The following is a 22,310-nucleotide window of genomic DNA, read 5'->3' on the forward strand; positions in this document are numbered from 1 at the left end:
GGCGCGGATTCTGGATAATCAGAGCATGGTTCCAAGGAAACATCCAAGGGTACAAGAGTGCTGGGTTTCGACGCGCGTGGTGACACCCGAAGGTGTTCGCCCGGCGGCCGTAGTGGTCGAAGACGGCGTCATTGTCGCCGTGCTGGATACCGCTCCTGCGGGCACGCGCGTCCACGACTGGGGCGACGATGCCCTTCTGCCCGGCCTCGTCGATCCCCATGTCCACATCAACGAGCCGGGACGAACCGAGTGGGAGGGCTTTGAGACAGCCACCCGCGCCGCGGCCGCGGGCGGCTTTACCACCGTGGTGGATATGCCTCTAAACTGTCTGCCGGAGACGACGACGGTGGCTTCTCTGGAGATCAAACGGGCTGCCGCCGCGGGCAAGTGCTGGGTGGACTGGGCGGCGTGGGGAGGGGCGGTCGATGGCAACCAGGAACACATCCTCCCCCTCGCGCGTGCGGGTGTTCTGGGATACAAGTGCTTCCTCGTCTATCCGGGATGCGATGGATTCACGTCTATCGACGCGGAGAATCTGGAACGTGCGCTCCCAGCGATTGCGGAAAGCGGTCTGCCGCTGCTGGTGCACGCGGAGCTGCAGGGGCCAATCGACGCCGCCTGCGCCAGGCTGCACGGTGCGGACTGGCGGAAGTACGCGACTTATCTTGCCTCGCGCCCGGATGAGGCGGAACTGGATGCGATTGCTTTCCTCATCGGGCTCTGCCGCAAGTATCGGTTCAAACTGCATATCGTGCATCTGGCGACGGCGCTCGCCCTGCCCATGTTGCGAGAAGCCAAGGCCGAAGGTCTGCCGATTACGGTGGAGACCTGTCCGCACTACCTGCACCTTTCTGCGGAAGAGATTGCCGATGGAGCGACGGAGTTCAAATGCGCTCCTCCGGTGCGGAGCGCGGCGAACCGCGAAGGCTTATGGGAAGGCCTGCGAGAGGGTGTCATCGATCTGGTCGCGACCGACCACTCGCCCTGTCCGCCGGAGATGAAGAAGTTTGGCGGTCGTTTCGATGAGGCGTGGGGCGGGATTGCCAGCCTCTCGACGGCGCTGAGCGTGATGTGGACGGAGGCCGAGGCGCGTGGGTTTTCGCTAACCGACATTGCCCGGTGGATGAGTGCCGCGCCCGCCACTCTGGCGGGGCTGGAGAGCAAAGTCGGGGCCATCGCCATGGGGCGGCACGCAAATTTTGTGCGATTTGCTCCGCAATCTGCGCGTTTTATCGAAAAGAACTGTCTGCATTACCGGCACAAAGTCTCTCCCTATCTGGGAAAAAATCTGCGCGGAGTCGTGAAAACAACCGTGCTGCGAGGGGTTCCCGCCTATCTGGACGGCAAGTTTGCGGAAGGAGCGGCGGGACGCGAGTATGCTGAAATTACATGAATGATGTGTTGACACGCTGGAATCGGATGTCCGTAGAGGACGCGATCGGGGAGATTTTGCCCTGTTGCGGATCAAGGGCCTGGGCACGTGGACTCGCTGGCTTACGTCCGGTGATGCTGGAAGATTCGCTTTTGCAGCGGAGCGACCGCATCTGGTGGGGGCTTTCGGAGACGGATTGGAATGAAGCGTTTCGCAGCCATCCCCGGATCGGCGAAAAGAACGCCGCGGGCGAAACGACCCCCCAGGCGGTGCATTGGAGCGCCAAAGAGCAGAGCAATGCTGCAGATCTCTACTCCGTGAAAGAGCTGATGGCCGAGGGACAACGAGCGTACGAGGAGAAGTTTGGCCGCATCTTTATTGTCTGCGCGACCGGCAAGAGCGCGTCGGAGATGCTGGCCATGCTTGATACACGCATGCACAACGATCCTGCAACGGAACTGCGCAATGCTGCCGAGCAGCAGCGGCAGATCACGCAGCTGCGTCTGCGGAAGTGGATGCGGGGCGAGCGATGAGCATTTCGACCCACGTCCTGGATACGGCCAGCGGCAGACCCGCCGTGGGTATGGGCGTCGAACTGGAGCTGAACCAGGACGGCGAGTGGCTGACGCTGAACGCGGCGCATACGGATGCCGACGGTCGCGTCAAGTTCCTGCTGCCCGAGGGCGAGATCATGGTGCCCGGCGTCTACTGCGCGCGGTTCGCCACAGCAGCGTGGTTTGTGGCCCATGGCATGAAAGGGCTCTATCCCATTGTGGAGATTACTTTCACGGTAGAGGCGGGACAGGCACATTATCACGTGCCGCTTTTGCTTACGTCCAATGGGTACACCACCTACCGGGGTAGTTGAAAAGGAGTAAGGAACTGTGGCAAAACTAATCGACAGCCGATACGGCAAGGCGCGTGTGCGTGTGATGAAGCTGGACCGCTCGCAGCCGCAGCATCAACTGCTGGAGTGGACGGTGCGTGTTCTACTGGAAGGCGACTTCGAGACCGCGCACACGGTCGGCGACAACTCCAACATCCTGCCGACGGACACGATGAAGAACACGGTCTACTCGCGCGCGAAAGAGTCGAAGGCGGAGACGCCGGAAGAGTTTGCAATAGAGCTTGCGGAGTTCCTTCTGGGACGCAATCCTCAGGTGCACACCGTCGAAGTAAAGATCGAGACGGCGATGTGGAAGCGCCTGGTGGTGGACGGCAAGCCTCACGGCTCGTCGTTTATGCGGGGCTCGGATGAGCTGGGAACGGTGCTCCACCACGCAACGCGCGAGACGAAGACGATGGTCTGCGGTGTGGAGAACATGGTGATCCTGAAGTCACAGAACTCCAGTTTTGAAGGCTATATCCAGGATGATCTGACAACGCTGAAGCCAACGGCGGACCGGCTCTTCGCCACGGCAATGACGGCGGACTGGGACTACACCGACGGAGGCTCTGCGTTTGCCGCACGACGCGAAGCGATCCGCGAAGCCATGCTGAAGGCGTTCGCCGAGCACGATTCGAAGTCGGTGCAACAGACGCTCTACGCCATGGCCGAAGCTGCAATGGCGGCGGTGCCTGCAGTAAATCGCGTGCATATGGTGATGCCGAACAAGCACTGCCTCCTGGTGGACCTGAAGCACTTCGGTCAGGAAAACAACAACGAAATCTTTGTGCCTACGGAAGATCCGCACGGATACATTGAGGCGACGGTGGTGCGCGAGTAGTGAGCGCCGACGCACAGCGGGTGATGGAGCGTTGCTCTGCTTTGGCCAGTGTGACGGATGTCGCCGGAGAGACGACACGGACGTTTCTCTCCCCCGCCATGGCACGGGCCAACGCCGTTGTAGGCGAATGGATGCAGGCGGCTGGAATGAGTATCCGCATGGATGCTGCGGGGAACCTTCGTGGACATCGTGGAGAAGCCGCTAAGACTTTGGTGATGGCTTCGCATCTCGATACGGTGCCAAATGCCGGAGCCTACGACGGTATCCTGGGCGTCGTGATGGCGATTGAAGTCGCCGAAGCGATGCGGGAGACAGCGCTTCCCTTCTCGATCGAAGTGATTGGATTCTCGGAAGAAGAGGGCGTGCGCTTTGGCGTTCCCTTTATCGGCTCACGCGCTCTCGTGGGAACTTGCGATGACGTCTTGTTGGCTACGAAAGACGCGGACGGCGTGACTGTGCGCGAGGCCATCGCAGCTTACGGACTCTCCTGCGATGCGTTGCCCGAAGCGATGTTGCAGGATGCCTTTGCCTATCTGGAGTTTCACATCGAGCAGGGGCCTGTGCTCGAAGCCGAGGGGTGCGCTCTGGGCGTAGTGGAGGCCATCGCCGGGCAGAGCCGTTATGTGCTGACGTTTACCGGCAAGGCGAATCACGCGGGCACGACGCCGATGAAGCTGCGGCAGGATGCGATGTCTGCGGCAGCGGAGTGGATCGTCGCCGCGGAAGCCCTTGCGCAGGAGAAAGGCGGTCTGGTGGCGACCGTCGGTTCCGTCTCCACGATTCCCGGTGCCGGGAATGTGATTGCAGGTGAGGTCAGGGTTACGCTCGATGTCCGCAGCGCGAAGGACAAGGTGCGCCGCGAAGCTGTCTCTGCTTTACTTGCAAAGGCGGAAGCTTGCGGCCTCGGCCGTGGCGTGCGCGTCGAGACAAAGCTACGCATGGATCAGACGGCGGTGGCGATGGATGCTTCCCTGACCGCCACTCTGACGAAAGCAGTGGGAGACGATGCGCGTAGGATGATCAGCGGAGCCGGGCATGATGCGATGATCGTAGCGCCACACATTCCGAGTGCGATGCTCTTTCTACGGTCGCCCGGAGGTCTGAGCCATCATCCGGACGAAAGTGTTCTGATGGACGATGTACAAGCGGGGCTGGACGCTGGCGTCCGCTTTGTGGAGTTGCTGGCGGTGAAGGAGAACAATGCATAAGTTAGGCGAAACACGCAGCCGCTTGCGGCACGATCATCTTCTGCAGACGCCGGATACCTTTGTGCGCGCTGCACTGCCCGGCATGGTGAAGTCAGTAGCCGTGGTACACGCCGCGACCGCGCTGGGCGCGGGATTTACGCAGTACACCGCGGAAATGGAAGCAGGCGGGCGGCTAGGCGGTGCGATGGGCACACGCTTTCTCTACGTGCTCGAAGGACATCTGCAGGTGGACCAGGAAGAGTTGTTGCCGGGTGGCTATGTGCTGTTGCCCTCGGGCCATCCGCTGGAGGTCACGGCGAAGTCCGCGTCGCGTGTTGCTGTAATCGAAAAAGAGTATGTCGCCCTGAAGGGCGTGGGCGCTCCTCAGTTTTTCGTTGGCCGCGAGAGCGACATCGTGTACACCCCACTGATGGGCGACGAAGATCTGCAAGTGCGACAGCTTCTGCCTGACGATCTGGCGTTGGATTTTGCGGTGAATACGATGACCTACATGCCCGGCGCTGCGCTGAGCATGGTCGAGGTCCACGTCATGGAGCATGGTCTGCTGATGCTCGAAGGCGGAGGCATCTATCGTCTGGGTGAGAGCTGGTATCCCGTGACCAAGGGCGACTTCATCTGGATGGCTCCGTACTGCCCGCAGTGGTTTGGAGCGATTGGGAAAGTGCCCGCGAAGTACCTCATCTACAAGGACTGGAACCGGCACCCGCTGGCCGCGCGTGGAGAAGCGCGATGAAGATCGTCGTCGACGCCCAGCGCCTGCAAAGCGAACTGGCTATGCTGGCGTCGTTTACCCATGTGGAGCAGACGGGTAAAGACGGCGAGACCGCCGTTACGCGCGTTGTCTTTACCGAGGATGACCTGCGCGCGCGGATGTGGCTCCGTGGTTTATATGAAGAGGCAGGATTAGCCATCCGCGAAGACGCCGTAGGAAACGTCTTTGCGCGTTGGATAGGTTCGGAGCCTGAGCTGCCTGCAGTCGCGACGGGTTCGCACACGGATGCCATTCCTCACGCGGGCATGTACGACGGCACCGTTGGCGTACTGGGTGGATTGGAGGCGATTCGCTCTCTGCAGCGCGCCGGTGTGAAACCGAAGCGGTCGATTGAATTGCTGATGTTTACCTCGGAGGAGCCGACGCGATTTGGGATCGGCTGCCTGGGAAGTCGCTTGCTGGCCGGCGTTCTGGATGCTTCTGCTGCGGACCAGTTGAAAGATGCTGAAGGCCTGACTCTGGCGGAGGTCCGCGCGAGTGCTGGGTTTACGGGATCACTCGATGAGGTGCTGCTCCCCACCGGCTACTACAGTGCCTGGGCGGAGTTGCATATCGAACAGGGGCCCCTGCTGGAGCGCGACGGAATCCAGATCGGCGTAGTCACCGATATTGCTGCGCCCGCAAGCTACCGCATCATCATCGAAGGCTTTGGCGGACATGCTGGAGCCCTGTTGATGCCCGACCGAAGAGACGCACTCTGCGCAGCGGCGGAGATCGTTCTGGCAGTGGAGAGGTTTGCACTCGCGACCGGTGCGATCGATACGGTGGCCACCGTCGGTACGGTGAAGGTACACCCCGGCGCGGTGAACAGTGTGCCCAGCCGCGTGGAGCTGGCGCTGGATGTGCGCGACACAGACCCCGAGCGGCGCGAGAGCGTGATGCGCGGCGTACGCGCGGTCTGCGAGGAGTTACGGGAACGGCGCGGTGTCTCGATCGTCGAGGAGCGCATCAATGCCGATCCTCCGGCGCAGAGCGACGCGCGCATCGTCGCAGCCATCGAAGCGGCGTGCGTGCAACACGGCTATTCGTATCGCCGCATGGTAAGCCGGGCTTACCATGACTCGCTCTTCATGGCGTGCGTCGCTCCGGTGGCGATGCTCTTCATTCCATGCCGCGGCGGCGTGAGCCACAGGCCGGATGAGTTTGCGAGTTTGGATGCCATGGCCGCAGGCATTACAGTGCTTGCGGAGACTCTGTTGCATTTCTCGGCGATGTGAGCGATGTTCGTGCAGAATAAGGGGATATGGCGATAGCTTCGATTAATCCGGCGAATGGCACGACGCTGAAGACGTTTGAGCCGTTGACGGCGGAGCGGCTTGAAGAGAAGCTTGCGCTGGCTGCGAAGGCCTTTCGCGACTTCCAGAAGATGCCCGTGGAACATCGCGCCCTGTGTATGCGGAAGCTCGCGACGCTGCTCGAAGAAGACGTCGAAGATTTGGCCCAGACCATGATGCAGGAGACGGGTAAGCCTCTGCGCGTGGGCCGCGAAGAGATTGAAAAATGCGCGACCTGCTGCCGCTACTATGCCGAAAACGCGGCGCGCATCCTGGCTCCTGAAGCGATTCCGACGGGCACGGGAAAGAGCTATGTGCGCTGGGACCCGCTTGGCGTCCTCCTTGCGGTAATGCCGTGGAACTATCCGTTCTGGCAGGTCTTTCGCTTCCTCGCACCGGCCCTGATGGCGGGCAATGTGGGCCTGTTGAAACATGCGCCCAGCGTGCCGCAGTGTGCGTTTGCGATTGAGACCCTGACACGACGCGCTGGATTTCCGCGCGGAACATTTCAGACGCTCTTCCTCGAAACAGAGCAGGTAGAAGGCGTGATCGGCGATCCTCGCGTGGCTGCCGTCACAGTGACGGGAAGCCAACGCGCCGGGCGCTCTATCGCCGCGAAGGCTGGTGCCTGCCTGAAGAAGACAGTACTCGAACTCGGTGGGAGCGATCCCTTTGTCGTGATGCCGACGGGAGATCTAGCCACGGCGGTAGAGGTCGCAGCGCAGTCGCGCACGGTGAACAGCGGGCAATCCTGCATCGCCGCCAAACGCTTCATCGTGCACGCCAGCATCTACGAAGAGTTCGTGCGTCGCTTTGCACGGAAGATGGGATCGCTGAAGGTAGGCGATCCATCGCGCGAGGATACCGAAGTTGGCCCACTGGCCTCCGCGCAAGGGCTGGCTGAAGTCGAGCGGCAGGTTGCCGATGCGATAGCGGCAGGCGGACGCATCGTGGTCGGCGGTGGGAAGCTTTTGAGCCGCGGCTTCTACTTTGAACCAACGGTGATCGTGGATGTCCCGAGGACAAGTGCTGTCTATCGCGAAGAGATCTTTGGACCGGTAGCGATGGTCTTCTCCGCGCGCGATACGTCCGAGGCCATCCAGATCGCAAACGACACGGACTTCGGTCTCGGCGCTTCTGTGTGGACAAGCGATCCGGCCGAGCAGCAGCGGATGGTCTCAGAGATCGAAGCGGGAATGGTGTTCCTTAATGCGATGGTCGCCAGCGATCCGCGCATGCCCTTCGGTGGGGTAAAGGGTTCAGGCTATGGACGGGAGTTAAGCGCTGCGGGCATGCGTGAGTTTCTGAATGCGAAGTCCGTTGTTGTGGCTTGAAAGCCTTGTGCGCCATTCTTTCGCGTTTTTTGCGAAAGGGTGGGGTAAGTTCGCTACGAATCTCTCCCTTTGTCATTCCGTAGCGAAGCGGAGGAATCTGCTTCGCTCACCTTCCTCACAGATCAGGTTTGTGCGCCCCGCGCGACCCCACCCTTTCGCGATGAAGCCGCGAAAGAATGGGGCACGAAAAGCAACAGCAGATTCCTTCGCTTCGCTACGGAATGACAAAATTAAACAGAAAGGCCCGACGCAGGCGCGTCGGGCCTTCTGTTGCTACTGTTCGTTTAGAAGTTGAACGAAAGCTGCAACTGGATGCGACGAACGGCAGAGTTGGTGCCACCGAACCCGCCCTGCGCAAGAGCGATGGATTTACCGAAGTTGGTTGGATTGCTGAGGTATCCAACGGGAGCGGCGTACGGTACGACGTTGAAGAGATTGAATGCCTGCACGCCAAGATTGAAGTTATAACGATGGGCATTGCTTCCGCCACCGCCGAAGGGACCACCAGGGCCACCAGGACCTCCGCCGCCTGGGCCACCACGACCACCACCGCCACCACCACCACCACCACGGCGTGAGCCTGGTGCCGGGGCAGCCCCGCCGTCAGCAGCCGCTACAGCACCGGCGCGCTTGCCGAAGCCGAAGGCCTTCGAGACGCGAAGGTTGAAGCTGAAGTTAGCCGGTCCAAGGCAGGAGTTAACCGGAATGGGCGTGTAAGAAGTTCCAGCGCCAGGGACCGTATAGCTTGCAACGCTGGTGCAGCTTGCGTTGGAAGAGTTCACGCCGGGCGCGAAGGCTGGACGATCGTTGAACTGCGAATCGCCGTTGACGTCCGTACCAGTCGTGACGCTGTAAGGGGTACCGGAGTTCACGATCATGAACGGGCTCAGGCTGATCGCATAGGGCACAGTAAAGTTGCCGAAGAGAAACAGGCGGTTGGAGTTATTGAACGCGGCGCGGCCATAGTCCGTGCGCGGATTGGTGGAATCCGAGGGAAAGGACGTCGCTCCGTTGGCGTTTGAATTCGCCACGCTATAGACGTAGTAGCCGAAGAGAGAGAAGTTGCGCGAAGGACGGTAGTTGCCGTTCACGATCAGCTGATGCTGGCGGTAGACGCCTTCGGATTGAAACTGGTAGTTCAACGCAGTGGCGGTGACGCCCGTAACGCGGGACATGAACTCGTGGATGCCATGGGAGTTGATGTAATTCACCGACAGTGAAGCCGTCTTCGAGAGTTGCTGATCCACGCCGATTGCCCACTGCATGTTGTATTCGCTGCGCAGACTGGGAGCCAGCGTATAGATCGTGTTCTGTGTGGTGGTCGCGCTAGCGGTACAAGCGGAGGGGGTCGCGGGCGTGCAGCCAGCAGGCGGTGCACTTACAACCTGCTGGATCTGGTTGATGCCATTCTGACGAACGGTCGTCACGACATTGCCAATGTCGAAGCGGTCGCTGAAAATGCCGAAGCCAGTCCGGATGACGGTGACGGGCGCACCGGATTTGCGCGGGATGCCGTACGCGGCAGAGATGCGTGGCGCAAAGTCATGGCTGCTGTTGATGTTGGTCTGGGCTTCGAAGCGTGTGCCGTAGCTGATGGTCAGGTTCTGCTTCGGCTTCCAGTCGTCTTCAATATACAGACCGACATCCGTCAGACGGTTTTCGACGTTGGCCTGATTGATGATTGTTTTTGTGAACTGGCTGGGAAGGTTCGCGGTGTATGCAGCCTGCGAGGTGTAGGTAAACGTTCCGTTGGAACCGGCCGTGGAATTGAGTGCCTCGCGCGTAGTGCGGAGACGTCCACCCATCCGAATGAAATTCTTGGCAAGCTGAATCGAAGTGTAGTTCTGCACTTCGACGTGGTCCGTGTGCGTGGAGGAGGTTCCGCTGCTCGTACCGCCGCCCGTAAAAAAGCCCGAAACCAGAAGTCCTGGATCGGTGGAGACGGGTGTCTGTGCTGCGCGCGCACGCTGGTACTCGAAGCGAAGTTCATTGATCACGCGCGGGCTGAAGATATGGCTGTCGGAGATCTGAATTTCACCTTCGCTACTGTTGCTGTTGGTTCCCGTAGAGGGAAGCAGAAGGCCGCCGTTGAACGAGTTCTGCTGGTCCGAGTGCTCGTACTGGTAACGAACGATGAGGGTGTTCTTCTCACTGAGAGCGAGATCGATCCGAGGTGTGAAGTCGTACCGCTTGCGCGGCTGGGAGATCGCACTACGCAATTGAGTAAAGGTGCAGGTGACATTACCCGGTTGGCAAAAGGCGCCCGTAGCGTCCTCCGGAGTCGTTGCGTTCACAACAGCATTGTCTTCGATGTCGCGATAGCTTCCCGCAGCGGAGAACGAAGCACTCTTCGAGAGCGGGCCCGTAAGGGAGCCGAGGAAGAAGAGCGTGTGATACGCCGGGAAGTTCTGTCCACTGAGGAACGGGTTCGCTGTGTTGAGCTGCGACGCGATGCCCTGAATATTCGCCTGTCCGTGGAACGTATCTGTACCCGGCTTCGTGAGCACTTCGACACGGCCGTAGCCGGGGCGCTCATATTGCGCGGAGAACGGGTTTTGGTTCACGCGGATTTCGCGGATGGAAGATTTGGGAGGAAGCTGGCCGCCGGTGAAACCGTCGACGTAAATCTGGCCGCCGTTCGGACCTGCGGACGGTCCAGCAAGAGCGGACAGTTCGCTGGAGAGTTCATCGGGATCATCCGAGAGGGCGTCGAGGTCCTTGCCTTTGATCGTGACAGCGCTGGCGTTCGAATCGGCGTCGACCGAAACCTGATTGGAGGAGGTCGTGACGCTGATCTCGGTATTGTTCTCCTGGATGGCCAGTTTGACATCCATGTTGACGACCTGGCCGAGGCCAAACTTCTGTCCCTGGCGCACCACGGAGGCGAAGCCGGGCATGGTGATCGTGACGGCGTAGGTGCCTGCTGGAATATTCGAGATTTTATAGGAGCCGTCCGCGCCAGAGGTCGTCATCAGCGCTGGCCCTTTGGGCGGTGTGACGGTAATGGTCGCACCGGGTACGACCGCAAGGTCAGGGTCGGTCACGGTGCCGCGCAGAACGGTAGGAGTCGTGGCGGACGCAGCCGCCGTGGTCTGGGTGGTGGCTGAACTTATGGGCGCCGGAGCGGCCGTAGTCTGTGCCATGAGGGCAGTGGCGCAGAGAAGGACGGGAAGGGACGCAAGGTTCAGCAGTTTGGAAGACGGCACGCATTACTCCTAGAGAAAAATCTGCACACTAAAATAAGGACGCAGGAAATCGAAAAAAACGTTACTGCGGCCCGCCGCCACCGGCTTCGGCACCACCGGCGCCAAGGTTCCAGGGGGAAAGGGACATGGGCTGCGAGCCCGAAGGCGTCGCGGCAAGGATAGGCTCAACACCAGAGAGAACCGTCACAGCGGTGAGCGGATCGGAGGGTGCGCCCTGAGAAGCGACAATCATGAGAGCTGCGCCGGGCTTGAGTTCGGTAAGTGTAGTCGCTGGAAGACGGGCGATCATCTGGGAGAGATCTCCTCCACCCGCACGACCTGCTCCCATACCGCGACCTGCGCCTGGACCACCAGGTCCCGGTGCGGCTGCGCCCTCGGCGGGTGCGGGAGTAGCAGCGGCAGGTGCACCAGCGGGACGTTGGCCGCCTGCTCCTGCTGCTCCACCACGGTTGCGTGCGGCGAGCATCGTCGCCATCTGGGCGGGAAGGTTGCGCAGATCGCTCTCCGGCGTAAGGTGAACGACGACGTTCTTCTTCGTCGCGAGGTCCTTCACGGTAAGCGAAGAGTTTGCGGCATCAATGGAGGCGATGGTTCCGGCAACATTGCGGAAGGCGCCACTGACGATCTCTTCAGCGGTAATGGAGGTGCCGTCTTCGGACTTATCGCCACGAACGCGAAGCTGGTCGCCCACCATGATCTGCTGCAGATTGCTGGCCGTGGCCTCTTCAAACTTGACCGAGCCGGGAGCATAGCGGCGATAGATCGTCTTCGGCGAGGTGACGAGTTGTAGCGTGCGCGAGCCAACTTTGATGGTGATGGAGCCGGTGCCGGGATCGACCGCAGAGACGATGCCGCCGGAGCCGCGATGCTGCCAGTCGGCCTGCTGCGCTGCGTTGCGTTGCGCGATGTCGGCAGAGCGCATCACGATGACGCGCAGGGCCATGATCGCGTTAGCGTCGCCGGGCTTGCCTGAGACCAGGACACGGTCTCCGACGGAGATGCTCTCCAGCGTGCCGGGCTCGGCTGTCTTGAGGTCGGTGCTGCCGGGAGCGAGAACGACGACCTTCGCCGGGGCATCCGCGGAAACGGTGTACTGCACGCCCGCATCGGTCGCGATCACGAGTGTCGTTCCCGTAATTGACTTAACCGTACCGCGCTGGCTGGTACGGGCCGCCGCTACGGAAGCGTCGGGTGCGGCCTGAGCGTACACAATGGAGGTGGCGGAGAAAATAAGTGCCACGGCAAAGGTGTGTTGGAGAACGCGCATACGATAGGAATCCTGAAAGACATCTCGGCGACGTGTGGAGGGAGCGATCACACGAATCCGGCCGAACCTACTGAGGTACGTTACTGAGATACGTTTCCAGAACCTAAAAGTTTCCCCCGCAAAGGAATAAGATCTGGAATTTCGTGTCTCAGTTATTCGTGTCGTGAAGGAACGGTGAGTTCTATTTTAGGACTTATCAGCTTAAGCCCTGCTTAAATTCCAGAATGACCACGGTTCCCGGCGGTAAAGTCACCATCCCCGGCTGAAGATCGAGCCCATCCCGATTGGCGAGCAGGATCGTCGCGGGGCTATCCAGCTTGAACGTTTGCGTGGTTTCTCCAAGGTTTACGAGCGTCATCACTCTGTGTCGAGCGATTTCGATGGTTCGCGCCTCCGGACGGATCTTCACCGAAACCGAACCATACTCGCCACGGTTCAGATCGTGTGTAGAGCGGCGCAGGCGGATCAGATCGCGGTACCAGGCGAGCATGGTGGAGTGCGGGGCCTGCTTCACTTCATCCCATTTGAGTTTGGAGACCTCAAACGCCGCTGGCTCTTCGGGATTGGGAACATCTTCCGGCTTCCAGCCAAAGGCGGCAAACTCGCGCTTGCGGCCTTCCGCTACATTCTTGCGGAGTTCCGGGTCCTGGTGATCCGCAAAGTATTGAAAGGGCGTGGATGCCGCCCACTCTTCGCCCTGGAAGAGCATGGGAACGAAGGGCGCTGTGAGGACAATCGCAGCAGCGATCTGGGCACACTCAAACGAGACGATGTCGGTAAGACGATCTCCCTTGGCGCGGTTGCCAACCTGATCGTGGTTCTGGATGTAGCCGAGGAAGCGGTGAAACGAAAGACCTGCGACGGGACGGCCGTGGTCGCGGGAGCGGTTGCGAGCATACTTGCCATCGAAGACGAAGACACATTCAAGGGATTTAGCAAGGTCGTCAAGATCGCCATAGTCCACGTAATAACCCGCCTGCTCGCCGGTGATGACCGAGAAGAGAGCGTGATGGAAATCATCGGACCATTGCGCTTCGAGACCGAGACCGTTCGCAGCGCGGGGCGTCACGACGCGAGGGTCGTTCAGATCGCTCTCGCCAATAAGCACGAGCTTCTTGCCCATGGCAGCGGAGAGGTCTTCGACCTCCGAAGACATCTGTTCCAGAATGTGGATCGCGGAGCGGTCGACGAACTCGTGGATCGCGTCCAGGCGCAGGCCGTCAAAGTGATAGTCGCGAAGCCACAGAAGGACGTTGTCCACGAAGAAACGCCGAGACTGATCGGCCCCCGTGCTTTCAAAGTTGATGGCCGCACCCCATGGCGTGTGGTGGTGCTCGTTGAGGTACTGGCCGAAGATACCGGTGTAGTTTCCCGTCGGTCCGAAATGGTTATAGACGACATCCAGAAGGACAGCCAGACCACGCTTATGGCAGGCATCGACAAAGCGCTTGGCGGCGTCCGGGCCTCCGTACGGCTCGTGCGGAGCGTAGAGCGCCACACCGTCATAACCCCAGCCGTGATGGCCTTCAAAGGAAGCGATCGGGAGAAGCTCCACGTGCGTGATGCCGAGATCGACGAGATAGTCGAGGTGCTCGATCGCCGCATCGAAGGTTCCTTCGGGCGTGAAGGTGCCGACATGCATCTCGTACAAGATCGCAGAGGCGAGAGGTGTGGGCTGAAAGTTTTTATCGGACCACTGGAAGAGCGAATGGTCGTAGACACGGGAGGTCTTATGCACGCCCTCGGGCTGCCAAGGTGAGCGCGGATCGGGATAGTCGGCCTCATCGTCATCGACGCGGAAGGCATAATCGGTGCCGTGGGCGGCGGTAGGATGGTCGAGCGACCACCAACCGCGGTCGTCGGGACCGATGAGCGGAAGAACGCTGCCGCCTACGTGGACGGAGACAGTTTTGCGTTGTGGGGCCCAGACGGAGAAGCGATTCATTGGATTCCTCAGAAGACGTGTGGCTTCTCGTTAAGGCTCGCGGACGAGCAGGGCAACAGGAAAGCGGTCAAGAAGATTGCCGACGCGCACGCGGCCCCCGGCGACCGTGATGCCGGTGAGACGGTTGGTCCATCGGCCGGGAGGAACGACGAGCGTGGTGACTGGCCACGCCCCGGCGGTCTTGTATGGAAAACGTTGCGTCAGGCTGAGCACCTCGCCTCCGCGCGTAAACGCGACGACGTTGTCGACGCGGGGTCCTGCTACCTCGCAGGGTACGTAAGCGGCCTCCGCACCAAAGGCATGCGGACGTTCGTTGCGCAGACGAAGCGCCTGGTAAATGGTCCAGAGCTTGGGGCTTCCGTCTTCGAAGCGCGACTCGAGATTCTCCGTGAACTCCGAGGGCGAGAGGTTCTTGATCTCTCCAAGAAGCCAGCGGCGCAGATCATAGTCGACCGGGCGGCGGTTGTCGGGATCGACAAGCGAGTGGTCCCAGAGTTCGCTGCCCTGGTAGAGATCGGGCATGCCGGGAGCGGTGTATTTGATCAGCGTCTGAGAGAGAGAGTTGATCCTGCCCGCCCGATTGATCCGGGCAACAAAGGCTTCCAGATCTGTAATGAAGGGCTCGTGCTGCAGGATGCTGGCGATGAAGTTGTGCATCGCGTCTTCGAAGTCGGCGTTCTGGGCGGTCCATGCGGTTTCGAGCTTGGCTTCGCGCATGGCCTTGGTCATGTACTCCTGCGCGCGCTCAACGGTGATAGGCCACGCGCCAATGAGCGTCTGATAGAGGAAGTACTCCGAGTTGGCGTCGGGAAAACGTCCCGTCCGGAAGCTGTGATTCATGCGCGACCAGCGCCGAATCGCGAGGCGGAAGCGGTCGGGAATCTCCGCCAGCACGGCAAGGCGGGCGCGGACGTCGTCCGACCGCTTCGTGTCGTGCGTGGACAGCGCCGTCATGGTGATGGGGTGCGTCGCCTGCATCGTCTCCTGATAGGAGTGGAAGTCGGCGAGGGCGAGACCATTACGCGAAGGATTTCCGCCGACCTCGTTCATGCCAACGTGACGGTTGTAGGTATAGAAGGCAGTGTCTTCGATGCCCTTGGCCATGACCGGGCTGGTGAACTGCTGGAAGCGGGCGATGAATTCAGATTCGAGCGGTCCACGGTTCCGCAGGCTGAGGATGTCCGCCATGAAGTCGTAGAGACTGGTGTCGATGTCAGGCTTGCGGATCTTGGCTTCGGCGACGGCTTCGGCGATCTGCTGGCGGTCCTCGTCGGTAATCTCGTCGGGGCCATCGGAGGCAGCAACAACATAGGTGCGATAGACGCCAAAGCAGGCGGCGACGGCACGGATGGCACGGCGGATCTCCGAGCGCGTGAAGTCGCGGAAGTCGCGGTTGTTTTCGCAGATTTCGACGAAGAGATTCGCCAGACGATTGACGTCCGAGGCGAGCGTCTCGCGTTCGATGGCGCTCTTCTTCTCGTAGGCGATCTGCGGGAAGTCCGTGGGCATCTTGGTGAAATCGCGGTAGATGGACTCCAGCTCCGCGATGCCTTCGGGATGCACGAGGAGCGCGTTGCAGACGTTCATAAAGTCGTAGCCGGTAGTGCCCTCCACAGGCCACGTGGTCCGAAGGAATTCGCCGGGTTCGAGGATCTTTTCCGCGACGACATACGCCTTCGGGGCGTGCTTGCGCAGACGCTCGAAGTACTGCGAGGGGTCGCGGAGGCCATCGGGGTGATCGACGCGGACGCCATCGAGGACGCCTTCCTGAAGCCAATGGAAGATCAGTTCGTGGGTCTCTTCGAAGACATGCTCGCGCTCCTGGCGAAGACCGACGAGGTTATTTACGTCGAAGAAGCGGCGGTAGCCAAGCTCCTGGTCCGAGGTGCGCCAGAAGGCGAGACGGTAGTTTTGCTGGTTGAGCAGATCGTCCAGGGCATCGGTGCTGCCGTTCACCTCGGCCAGGGTCTCGTCAATCGCCTTGCAGACACCCTCCTCTTCGGAGCAAAGCCGGTCGAGCATGCCGCGGAGAACAGTCTTGTCCCGGTGGCGGGCGTGCTGGGAGAGGCGATCGGTGGAGTCGGGCGAGGGGAGACGGCGGAAGGACTCCGCGAGGAAGTTGAGCGTGTCGGAGGCTGCAATCGTTGCCGCTCGCGTGAGCAGATGGGCGGTGCTGCGCGGCTCCAGGGGATAACTGTTCTCGAAGTACTGGACAGCGAAGGCGCTTCCCTGTCGTCCTACTTTAAGTTCTCCCTTGGAGAGGACGCGGCCGTACTGGTCGCCGAGAACCGGGAGCATGACCTTGTCGCGCAGGCGCTGTTCGGCGGAGTTCCAGTCGATATCGAAAAACGAGGCGAAGCGGCTGGAGGGACCGTTCTCCAGAACGTCCAGCCAGATCTTGTTCTTGCCGGAGATCGACATGTGATTTGGGACGATGTCCAGAATCTGACCCAAGCCCAATTCCTTCAAACGGTTACAGAGACGCTCGTGTTCTTCGCGGCCACCGAGTTCCTGGTTGACGGTGTGGTGATCGACGACGTCGTAGCCGTGCATACTTCCGGCCTGGGCCTGGAGATACGGGGAACTGTACATGTGCGTGATGCCGAGGTCGCGAAGATAATCTGCCATGGCAGTGGCCGCGCGGAAATCGAATCCAGCGTGGATCTGCAGGCGGTAGGTCGATAAAGGCGTACGAGGCATGAATTTCCTGGGCTCTATGGTTATTTTGTCCTGAGGGAAAGGTACGTGACGGGGTGACGAGTCTCTTTCTGGCTTAGAGCCTTATGCCAAGGCGCGGGTTGCACTTTTAAAGACAGGTAGACCAAAGTGGCCGAGGAAACGGGAATTTGGAGATCAAGGCAAACGCGGTTGGGATAGGCAGCATCCTTCAGGAAACAGGCGACACTTTGAGTTCCAGGTCGCAGGGGGTTGCGTTGAAGCCGTCCGAAGGTAGAAATCGTGTTGTAGTTGAGGGTGTTAAGCCTCAGGTTGAGTGTGGCCGATTTCCGGTGAAGCGCGTTGTGGGCGACATGGTGGATGTGGCCGCAGCCGTATATGGCGATGGACACGATCATGTAGCAGCGCGGGTGCTCTACCGGAAGAGCGACGCCTCCAAATGGAGTGAGGTGCGCCTGAAGGATGTCGGCAACGACCTTTGGCAGGCGAGCTTTCCCGTGGACGCCATCGGAAGTTGGGAGTTCAAGGTGCAGGGATGGGTGGACCACTTCGATACCTGGCGGTCGGACCTGGCGAAGCGGATTGCGGCACAGCCTGCGCCTACCGGTACCGGAGAGATTTCGAAAGACATTCCCCTGGCGTTTCTCTCCGGGGCCCTCTTGCTGGATGCGGCCTCTGTTCGGGCCGAGGGCGACGATGCACAACAATTGAAAGGTTTTGCAAGTTCTCTGCGATGGCTGGCGGACAAGAAGCTGGAGCGCTACGACGATCCCCTGACGGAAGAGATCGTCGCTCTGGCCGATAAGTATCCCGATCTGGAGTTTGCAACGACCGGCGAAGAGATGCCGCTCTGGGTGGACCGCGAGCGCGCACGGTTTTCGAGCTGGTACGAGTTTTTTCCGCGCTCTGCGGGGCCCGCTGGAAAGCACGGAACTTTGCGTGATGCGGCGAAGCTTCTTCCTGAGCTAGGGCAGATGGGCTTCGATGTAATTTACTTTCCTCCCATCCATCCGGTGGGTACAGCTTTTCGTAAGGGCAAGAACAACAGCACGGAGGCGGCTGCGGACGATGTCGGCAGCCCTTGGGCCATCGGCAACAAGCAGGGCGGCCATACGGAGATCGCTCCCGAACTCGGAACCTTCGCGGACTTTGACTCGCTGGTAACTGCTGCTCAACACTCCGGCATGGAAATCGCTCTCGATATCGCCTTTCAATGTTCGCCGGACCATCCCTGGGTGAAAAAGCACCCGGAGTGGTTTTCCATCCGTCCCGACGGAACGATTCAATACGCGGAGAATCCGCCGAAGAAGTACCAGGACATTTATCCGCTGAACTTCGAGTCGAGCGATTGGCAAGGGTTGTGGAATGAACTGGCTGGCGTCTTCCTCTTCTGGGCGAAGCGTGGCGTCAGAATCTTCCGTGTGGACAACCCCCACACCAAGGCGCTTCCCTTCTGGGATTGGTGTTTGAACCGTGTGCAGGAGCAGTATCCCGACGCGATCTTTCTGGCCGAAGCGTTTACACGTCCGCACGTGATGTATGGTCTGGCCAAGCGTGGATTTTCGCAGAGCTACACCTACTTCACCTGGCGCGAGTCCAAGGAAGAGATTACGGAGTACATGATCGAGATCACGACCGAGCCTGTGCGGGACTTCTTCCGCGGGAATCTCTGGCCGAATACGCCGGATATTCTTCCAGGTTCGCTGAAGATCGGCGGACGGGCGGCGTTTGCGGTGAGGGCGGTTCTGGCCGCGACCCTCGGAGCCAACTATGGCGTCTATGGGCCTGCGTTTGAGTTGATGGATTCGATTCCGGTGAAACCGGGAAGCGAAGAGTATCTGGACAGCGAGAAGTATCAACTCCGCGAGTGGAACCGCGCCAGCGAAGATTCTCTGATGCCCTTCCTCGGAAAACTGAACTGGGGACGAAGGCTGCATCCGGCGCTCCAACGGGACGACACGCTGAGATTTCATCCTATCGATAACCCCAAATTGCTCTGCTACAGCAAACAGGCGGGCACGGATATCATCCTGGTGGTTGTGAACCTCGATCTGGAAAATCCGCAGAGCTCCATGACGGACCTGCCGATGGCAGAGTTCGGTTTCGGGCAGGATGAACACTTCGAAGCACATGATCTTTTGACCGATGCGGTGTTTCCATGGAGCGGGCCGCATAATTATGTCTTGCTGGACCCGCAGCAGATGCCAGCGCATGTGCTGCATCTGCACCGCGCTCCCACAGAGCAAGAACAGCAGGACGGAGTAACGGCGTGAGTGAGTTTGCAACGAAGAAGCAGGGGAGCGCGACCGATCCGCTCTGGTACAAAGATGCCGTTATCTATGAACTGCATGTGAAGGCGTTCGCCGACGGAAATGGCGACGGCATCGGCGATTTCCAGGGGTTGATGGAGAAGCTGGACTACCTGCAAGCGTTGGGCGTCACGTGCATCTGGCTTCTGCCGTTCTTTCCCTCGCCGGGACGCGATGACGGCTACGACATCTCCGATTACATGAGCGTGAACCCGAATTACGGGACAGTGGAAGACTTCCAGGCGTTCCTGGAAGCCGCCCATGCACGCGATATGCAGGTGATGATCGAACTCGTCATCAATCACACGAGCGATCAACATCCGTGGTTTCAGCAGGCGCGTCTGGCTCCTCCAGGATCTCCCGAGCGCGACATGTACGTTTGGAGCGAGACGGACAAGCTGTACAGCGGCGTCCGCATCATCTTTACCGATACGGAAAAATCGAACTGGACGTGGGACGAGACGGCACAGGCTTACTACTGGCACCGTTTCTTTTCGCATCAGCCCGATTTGAACTTCGATCATCCGCGCGTTTTGGAAGAAGTCCTGAATGCCATGCGCTTCTGGATGGATATGGGCGTCGACGGCCTGCGTCTGGATGCAATTCCCTATCTTGTGGAACGCGATGGAACGAGTTGCGAAAACGTTCCGGAGACGCACGTCATCATCAAGAAGATCCGCGCGGCCATCGATGCGGAGTATGACAACCGCCTGATCCTGGCTGAGGCCAACATGTGGCCCGCCGATGTGCGCCCCTACTTTGGCGATGGCGACGAGTGCCAGATGGCCTTCCATTTTCCGTTGATGCCACGTATCTACATGGCGCTGCGACAGGAAGACCGCCTTCCGATTACCGAAATCATGGCCCAGACACCGGCGATTCCGGATTCGTGCCAATGGGGACTTTTCCTACGCAACCACGATGAACTGACGCTGGAGATGGTGACGGACGACGAGCGCGACTATATGTACCTCGCCTACTCGGGCGATCCGCGCATGCGCATCAACGTGGGCATTCGCCGCAGGCTCGCACCGTTGCTGGACAACAATCGCCGCCGCATTGAGTTGCTGAACTCGCTTCTGTTTTCCTTCCCGGGAACGCCGATCCTTTACTACGGCGATGAGATTGGGATGGGCGACAACATCTATCTTGGCGACCGCAACGGCGTACGTACGCCGATGCAGTGGAACAGCGATCGCAATGCGGGCTTCTCCCGTGCTGTGCCTGCGGCCCTGTATTCGCCGGTGATCATGGACCCGATCTGGGGCTACCAGGCGATCAACGTGGAAGCGCAGGAGCAGGACACCTCTTCCCTTCTGCACTGGACGCGCAACATGATTGCGCTACGGAAACTCTTCCAGGTCTTTGGCAGAGGGACGCAGGAGTTCCTCAAGCCGGAGAATCGCAAAGTGCTCGCCTATGTGCGCGAGTACAACGGCGAGCGCGTCGTCTGCGTAGCGAACCTCTCGCGTTTTGCGCAGCCTGTGACATTGGATCTCTCGCGCTGGGAGGGCATGGTGCCGGTAGAGATGCTGGGCTATGTCCCTTTTCCGCCGATCGACAAGTCAGCTTACGCCATCACACTTGGGCCCTACGCGTTCCTATGGCTGGAGTTGCAAGACGCGCCGAAGGCTGCGGAGACCTTGCCGAGCGCACCGCCTGAGGTCGTCATTCCCGCGAGCGATATCGTGGGCGTGTTGAGCGGACCGGGCCTTGAACTCCTGCAGGAAGCCATTCTGCCGAAGTACATGGCGCGGCAACGGTGGTTCGGCGCGAAGACGCGCACGATCCAGAGCACGACCGTCGCTGACTGGGTTCTTTTGCCAGTAGAAGATGCGGCCATTCTGCTTGTGGACGTTTGCTATGTGGAAGGCCCAAGCGAACGGTACACCCTGCCGGTAGCGGTGCGTTTTGACGACACAGTCGTAGACGATCGCTTCGTCCTGACGAAGGTGCGTGGTGGCAGTGATGCGGGCTCCGTGGCTCCTTCTGTAGCAGGCGCGAGTCTGCATGAAGGTGTCCTGGTGGACGCGCTCTCGATTCAAGCCGTCCGCGATGCCGTGCTCGCTCTGATCGAAAAGAACGAGACGCTAACGACGCAGCACGGTACTCTGCAGGGCCTTCGTGGCACAGCGGTGAAAGCAGCGGACGGCCTGGTCTCGCGTTTGACCTCTGCCGAGCAGAGCAACACCTCGGTGCTCTATGGCGATCAGCTCATTCTGAAGATGTTCCGCAGAATCGAAGAGGGCGTGAATCCGGATGTGGAGCTTGGACGCTTCCTGACCGAAGAGACCGGGTTTGCCTACACCGCCGCGTTTGCAGGAGAGATCGCTTACACGGTTCCGGGCGTAGAAGATGCACCGGAGAAACGCTACACGCTGGGACTTCTGCAGGCCCAGGTGAAGAACGTGGGCGATGGGTGGGAGTGGACGCAGGCGGAACTTGCCCGCATCGGCACGGTCAGCCAGCCGGGCATAAAGGAGTTCGCTTCGTATATCGCTGCGGCACGCGTTCTGGCAGAGCGTACGGCGGAGATGCATCGCGCCTTTGCTGGGGGCGCCAGTGCGGAGATCGCGCCGGAACAACCTACCTCGGCCAAGCTGGCTGCGGACGCGGCGCGTCTGCGGGCGCAGGTCAAGCGTACGCTTTCGACGCTGAAGCATAAGTTCGTCGATCTTCCGGAAGACCTGGAAGAGATCGCGGCGAGTCTGCTTTCGAAGCGATCTGCAATGGACGAAGTCGTGCAGCGGCTGGAGAAGCTGCCTGCAACCGAGGCAGGACTTTGGACGAGGATTCACGGGGACTATCACCTGGGGCAGATTCTGCGCACAGAAAAAGATTTCGCCCTTCTGGACTTTGAAGGCGAACCGGCGAAGTCGCTGGTGGAGCGCCGAAAGCGGCAGTCTCCCCTGCGCGATGTCGCGGGCATGCTGCGGTCGTTCAGCTACGCTGGTGCGGCCTATGCGCATGAGCACGGCGAGACGTCAGGATGGGTTTCACTGTGGGAAGCAGAAGTGTCCAAGGAGTTTTTGAGTGCGTACGAAGCTGCCTCCGGCGGGCGATTGAGTGCGTCACGGCGCGTCATGCTGCAGGCGTACCTTCTGGAAAAAGCGATGTACGAGTTGCAGTACGAGTTGGATAGCCGCCCGACGTGGGCGCACATCCCGCTCAGAGGTATCTTGAGACTGTTAGGGATTGCTGGTTAGGCTGAAGCAGAGAC

14 protein-coding genes are annotated in these 22,310 nt (G+C 60.1%); 10 read left to right on the top strand and 4 right to left on the bottom strand.

Annotation, left to right across the window (positions count from 1 at the left end; all coding sequences use genetic code 11):
- The first annotated feature begins 25 nt into the window (after window positions 1-25).
- The 8 genes from allB to ACIPR4_RS17340 are packed head-to-tail and all read left to right on the top strand — an operon-like array spanning window position 26 to window position 7,687.
- Complete coding sequence (gene allB / locus ACIPR4_RS17305) at window positions 26-1,393, top strand: allantoinase AllB (protein WP_013569960.1); 1,368 nt, start codon at window positions 26-28, stop codon at window positions 1,391-1,393.
- Window positions 1,390-1,905, top strand: coding sequence for a 2-oxo-4-hydroxy-4-carboxy-5-ureidoimidazoline decarboxylase (gene uraD, locus ACIPR4_RS17310; protein WP_013569961.1), 516 nt, complete (start codon window positions 1,390-1,392; stop codon window positions 1,903-1,905). Before allB ends, uraD begins: the two co-directional genes overlap by 4 nt.
- Entirely contained in the window at window positions 1,902-2,240 is a 339-nt protein-coding gene (gene uraH, locus ACIPR4_RS17315) for a hydroxyisourate hydrolase (protein ID WP_013569962.1), read from the top strand. The genes uraD and uraH overlap by 4 nt, the downstream gene beginning before the upstream one ends.
- Before the next feature lie 16 nt (window positions 2,241-2,256).
- The gene (pucL, locus tag ACIPR4_RS17320; protein WP_013569963.1) at window positions 2,257-3,099 is read left to right on the top strand and encodes a factor-independent urate hydroxylase; all 843 of its coding nucleotides are present in this window, start codon (window positions 2,257-2,259) and stop codon (window positions 3,097-3,099) included.
- Complete coding sequence (locus ACIPR4_RS17325) at window positions 3,099-4,307, top strand: allantoate amidohydrolase (RefSeq protein WP_013569964.1); 1,209 nt, start codon at window positions 3,099-3,101, stop codon at window positions 4,305-4,307. Before pucL ends, ACIPR4_RS17325 begins: the two co-directional genes overlap by 1 nt.
- On the top strand, window positions 4,300-5,040 hold the full coding sequence (gene allE, locus ACIPR4_RS17330) for a (S)-ureidoglycine aminohydrolase (RefSeq protein WP_013569965.1): 741 nt from the start codon (window positions 4,300-4,302) through the stop codon (window positions 5,038-5,040). Before ACIPR4_RS17325 ends, allE begins: the two co-directional genes overlap by 8 nt.
- A complete protein-coding gene (locus tag ACIPR4_RS17335; RefSeq protein WP_013569966.1) occupies window positions 5,037-6,296 on the top strand; it encodes a M20 family metallo-hydrolase in 1,260 nt (419 codons plus the stop codon). Before allE ends, ACIPR4_RS17335 begins: the two co-directional genes overlap by 4 nt.
- Window positions 6,297-6,322: 26 nt before the next feature.
- Window positions 6,323-7,687: an NAD-dependent succinate-semialdehyde dehydrogenase gene (locus ACIPR4_RS17340; protein WP_013569967.1), complete on the top strand. Its 1,365-nt coding sequence runs from the start codon at window positions 6,323-6,325 to the stop codon at window positions 7,685-7,687.
- Between the two features lie 284 nt (window positions 7,688-7,971).
- Here ACIPR4_RS17340 and ACIPR4_RS17345 read toward each other — a convergent pair whose 3' ends face one another.
- The 4 genes from ACIPR4_RS17345 to treY all read right to left on the bottom strand — a co-directional run bounded on the left by ACIPR4_RS17345 (window position 7,972) and on the right by treY (window position 16,805).
- Window positions 7,972-10,893: a TonB-dependent receptor gene (locus ACIPR4_RS17345; protein ID WP_013569968.1), complete on the bottom strand. Its 2,922-nt coding sequence runs from the start codon at window positions 10,891-10,893 to the stop codon at window positions 7,972-7,974.
- Window positions 10,894-10,954: 61 nt separating this feature from the next.
- A complete protein-coding gene (locus tag ACIPR4_RS17350) occupies window positions 10,955-12,160 on the bottom strand; it encodes a DUF5666 domain-containing protein (RefSeq protein WP_013569969.1) in 1,206 nt (401 codons plus the stop codon).
- Window positions 12,161-12,356: 196 nt separating this feature from the next.
- Window positions 12,357-14,105 carry a malto-oligosyltrehalose trehalohydrolase gene (gene treZ / locus ACIPR4_RS17355; RefSeq protein WP_013569970.1) on the bottom strand — a complete coding sequence of 583 codons (1,749 nt, stop codon included), beginning with the start codon at window positions 14,103-14,105 and terminating at the stop codon, window positions 12,357-12,359.
- A gap of 30 nt (window positions 14,106-14,135) precedes the next feature.
- Entirely contained in the window at window positions 14,136-16,805 is a 2,670-nt protein-coding gene (gene treY / locus ACIPR4_RS17360; protein ID WP_013569971.1) for a malto-oligosyltrehalose synthase, read from the bottom strand.
- Window positions 16,806-17,011: 206 nt separating this feature from the next.
- Here treY and ACIPR4_RS17365 point away from each other — a divergent pair, with 206 nt between their 5' ends.
- Both ACIPR4_RS17365 and treS read left to right on the top strand, forming a co-directional pair.
- Entirely contained in the window at window positions 17,012-19,054 is a 2,043-nt protein-coding gene (locus ACIPR4_RS17365; RefSeq protein WP_245536372.1) for an alpha-1,4-glucan--maltose-1-phosphate maltosyltransferase, read from the top strand.
- On the top strand, window positions 19,051-22,296 hold the full coding sequence (gene treS / locus ACIPR4_RS17370) for a maltose alpha-D-glucosyltransferase (RefSeq protein ID WP_013569973.1): 3,246 nt from the start codon (window positions 19,051-19,053) through the stop codon (window positions 22,294-22,296). The genes ACIPR4_RS17365 and treS overlap by 4 nt, the downstream gene beginning before the upstream one ends.
- The last annotated feature ends 14 nt before the right edge of the window (window positions 22,297-22,310 follow it).

The organism is Terriglobus saanensis SP1PR4, assembly GCF_000179915.2.
GTDB classification, from domain to species: Bacteria; Acidobacteriota; Terriglobia; order Terriglobales; family Acidobacteriaceae; genus Terriglobus; species Terriglobus saanensis.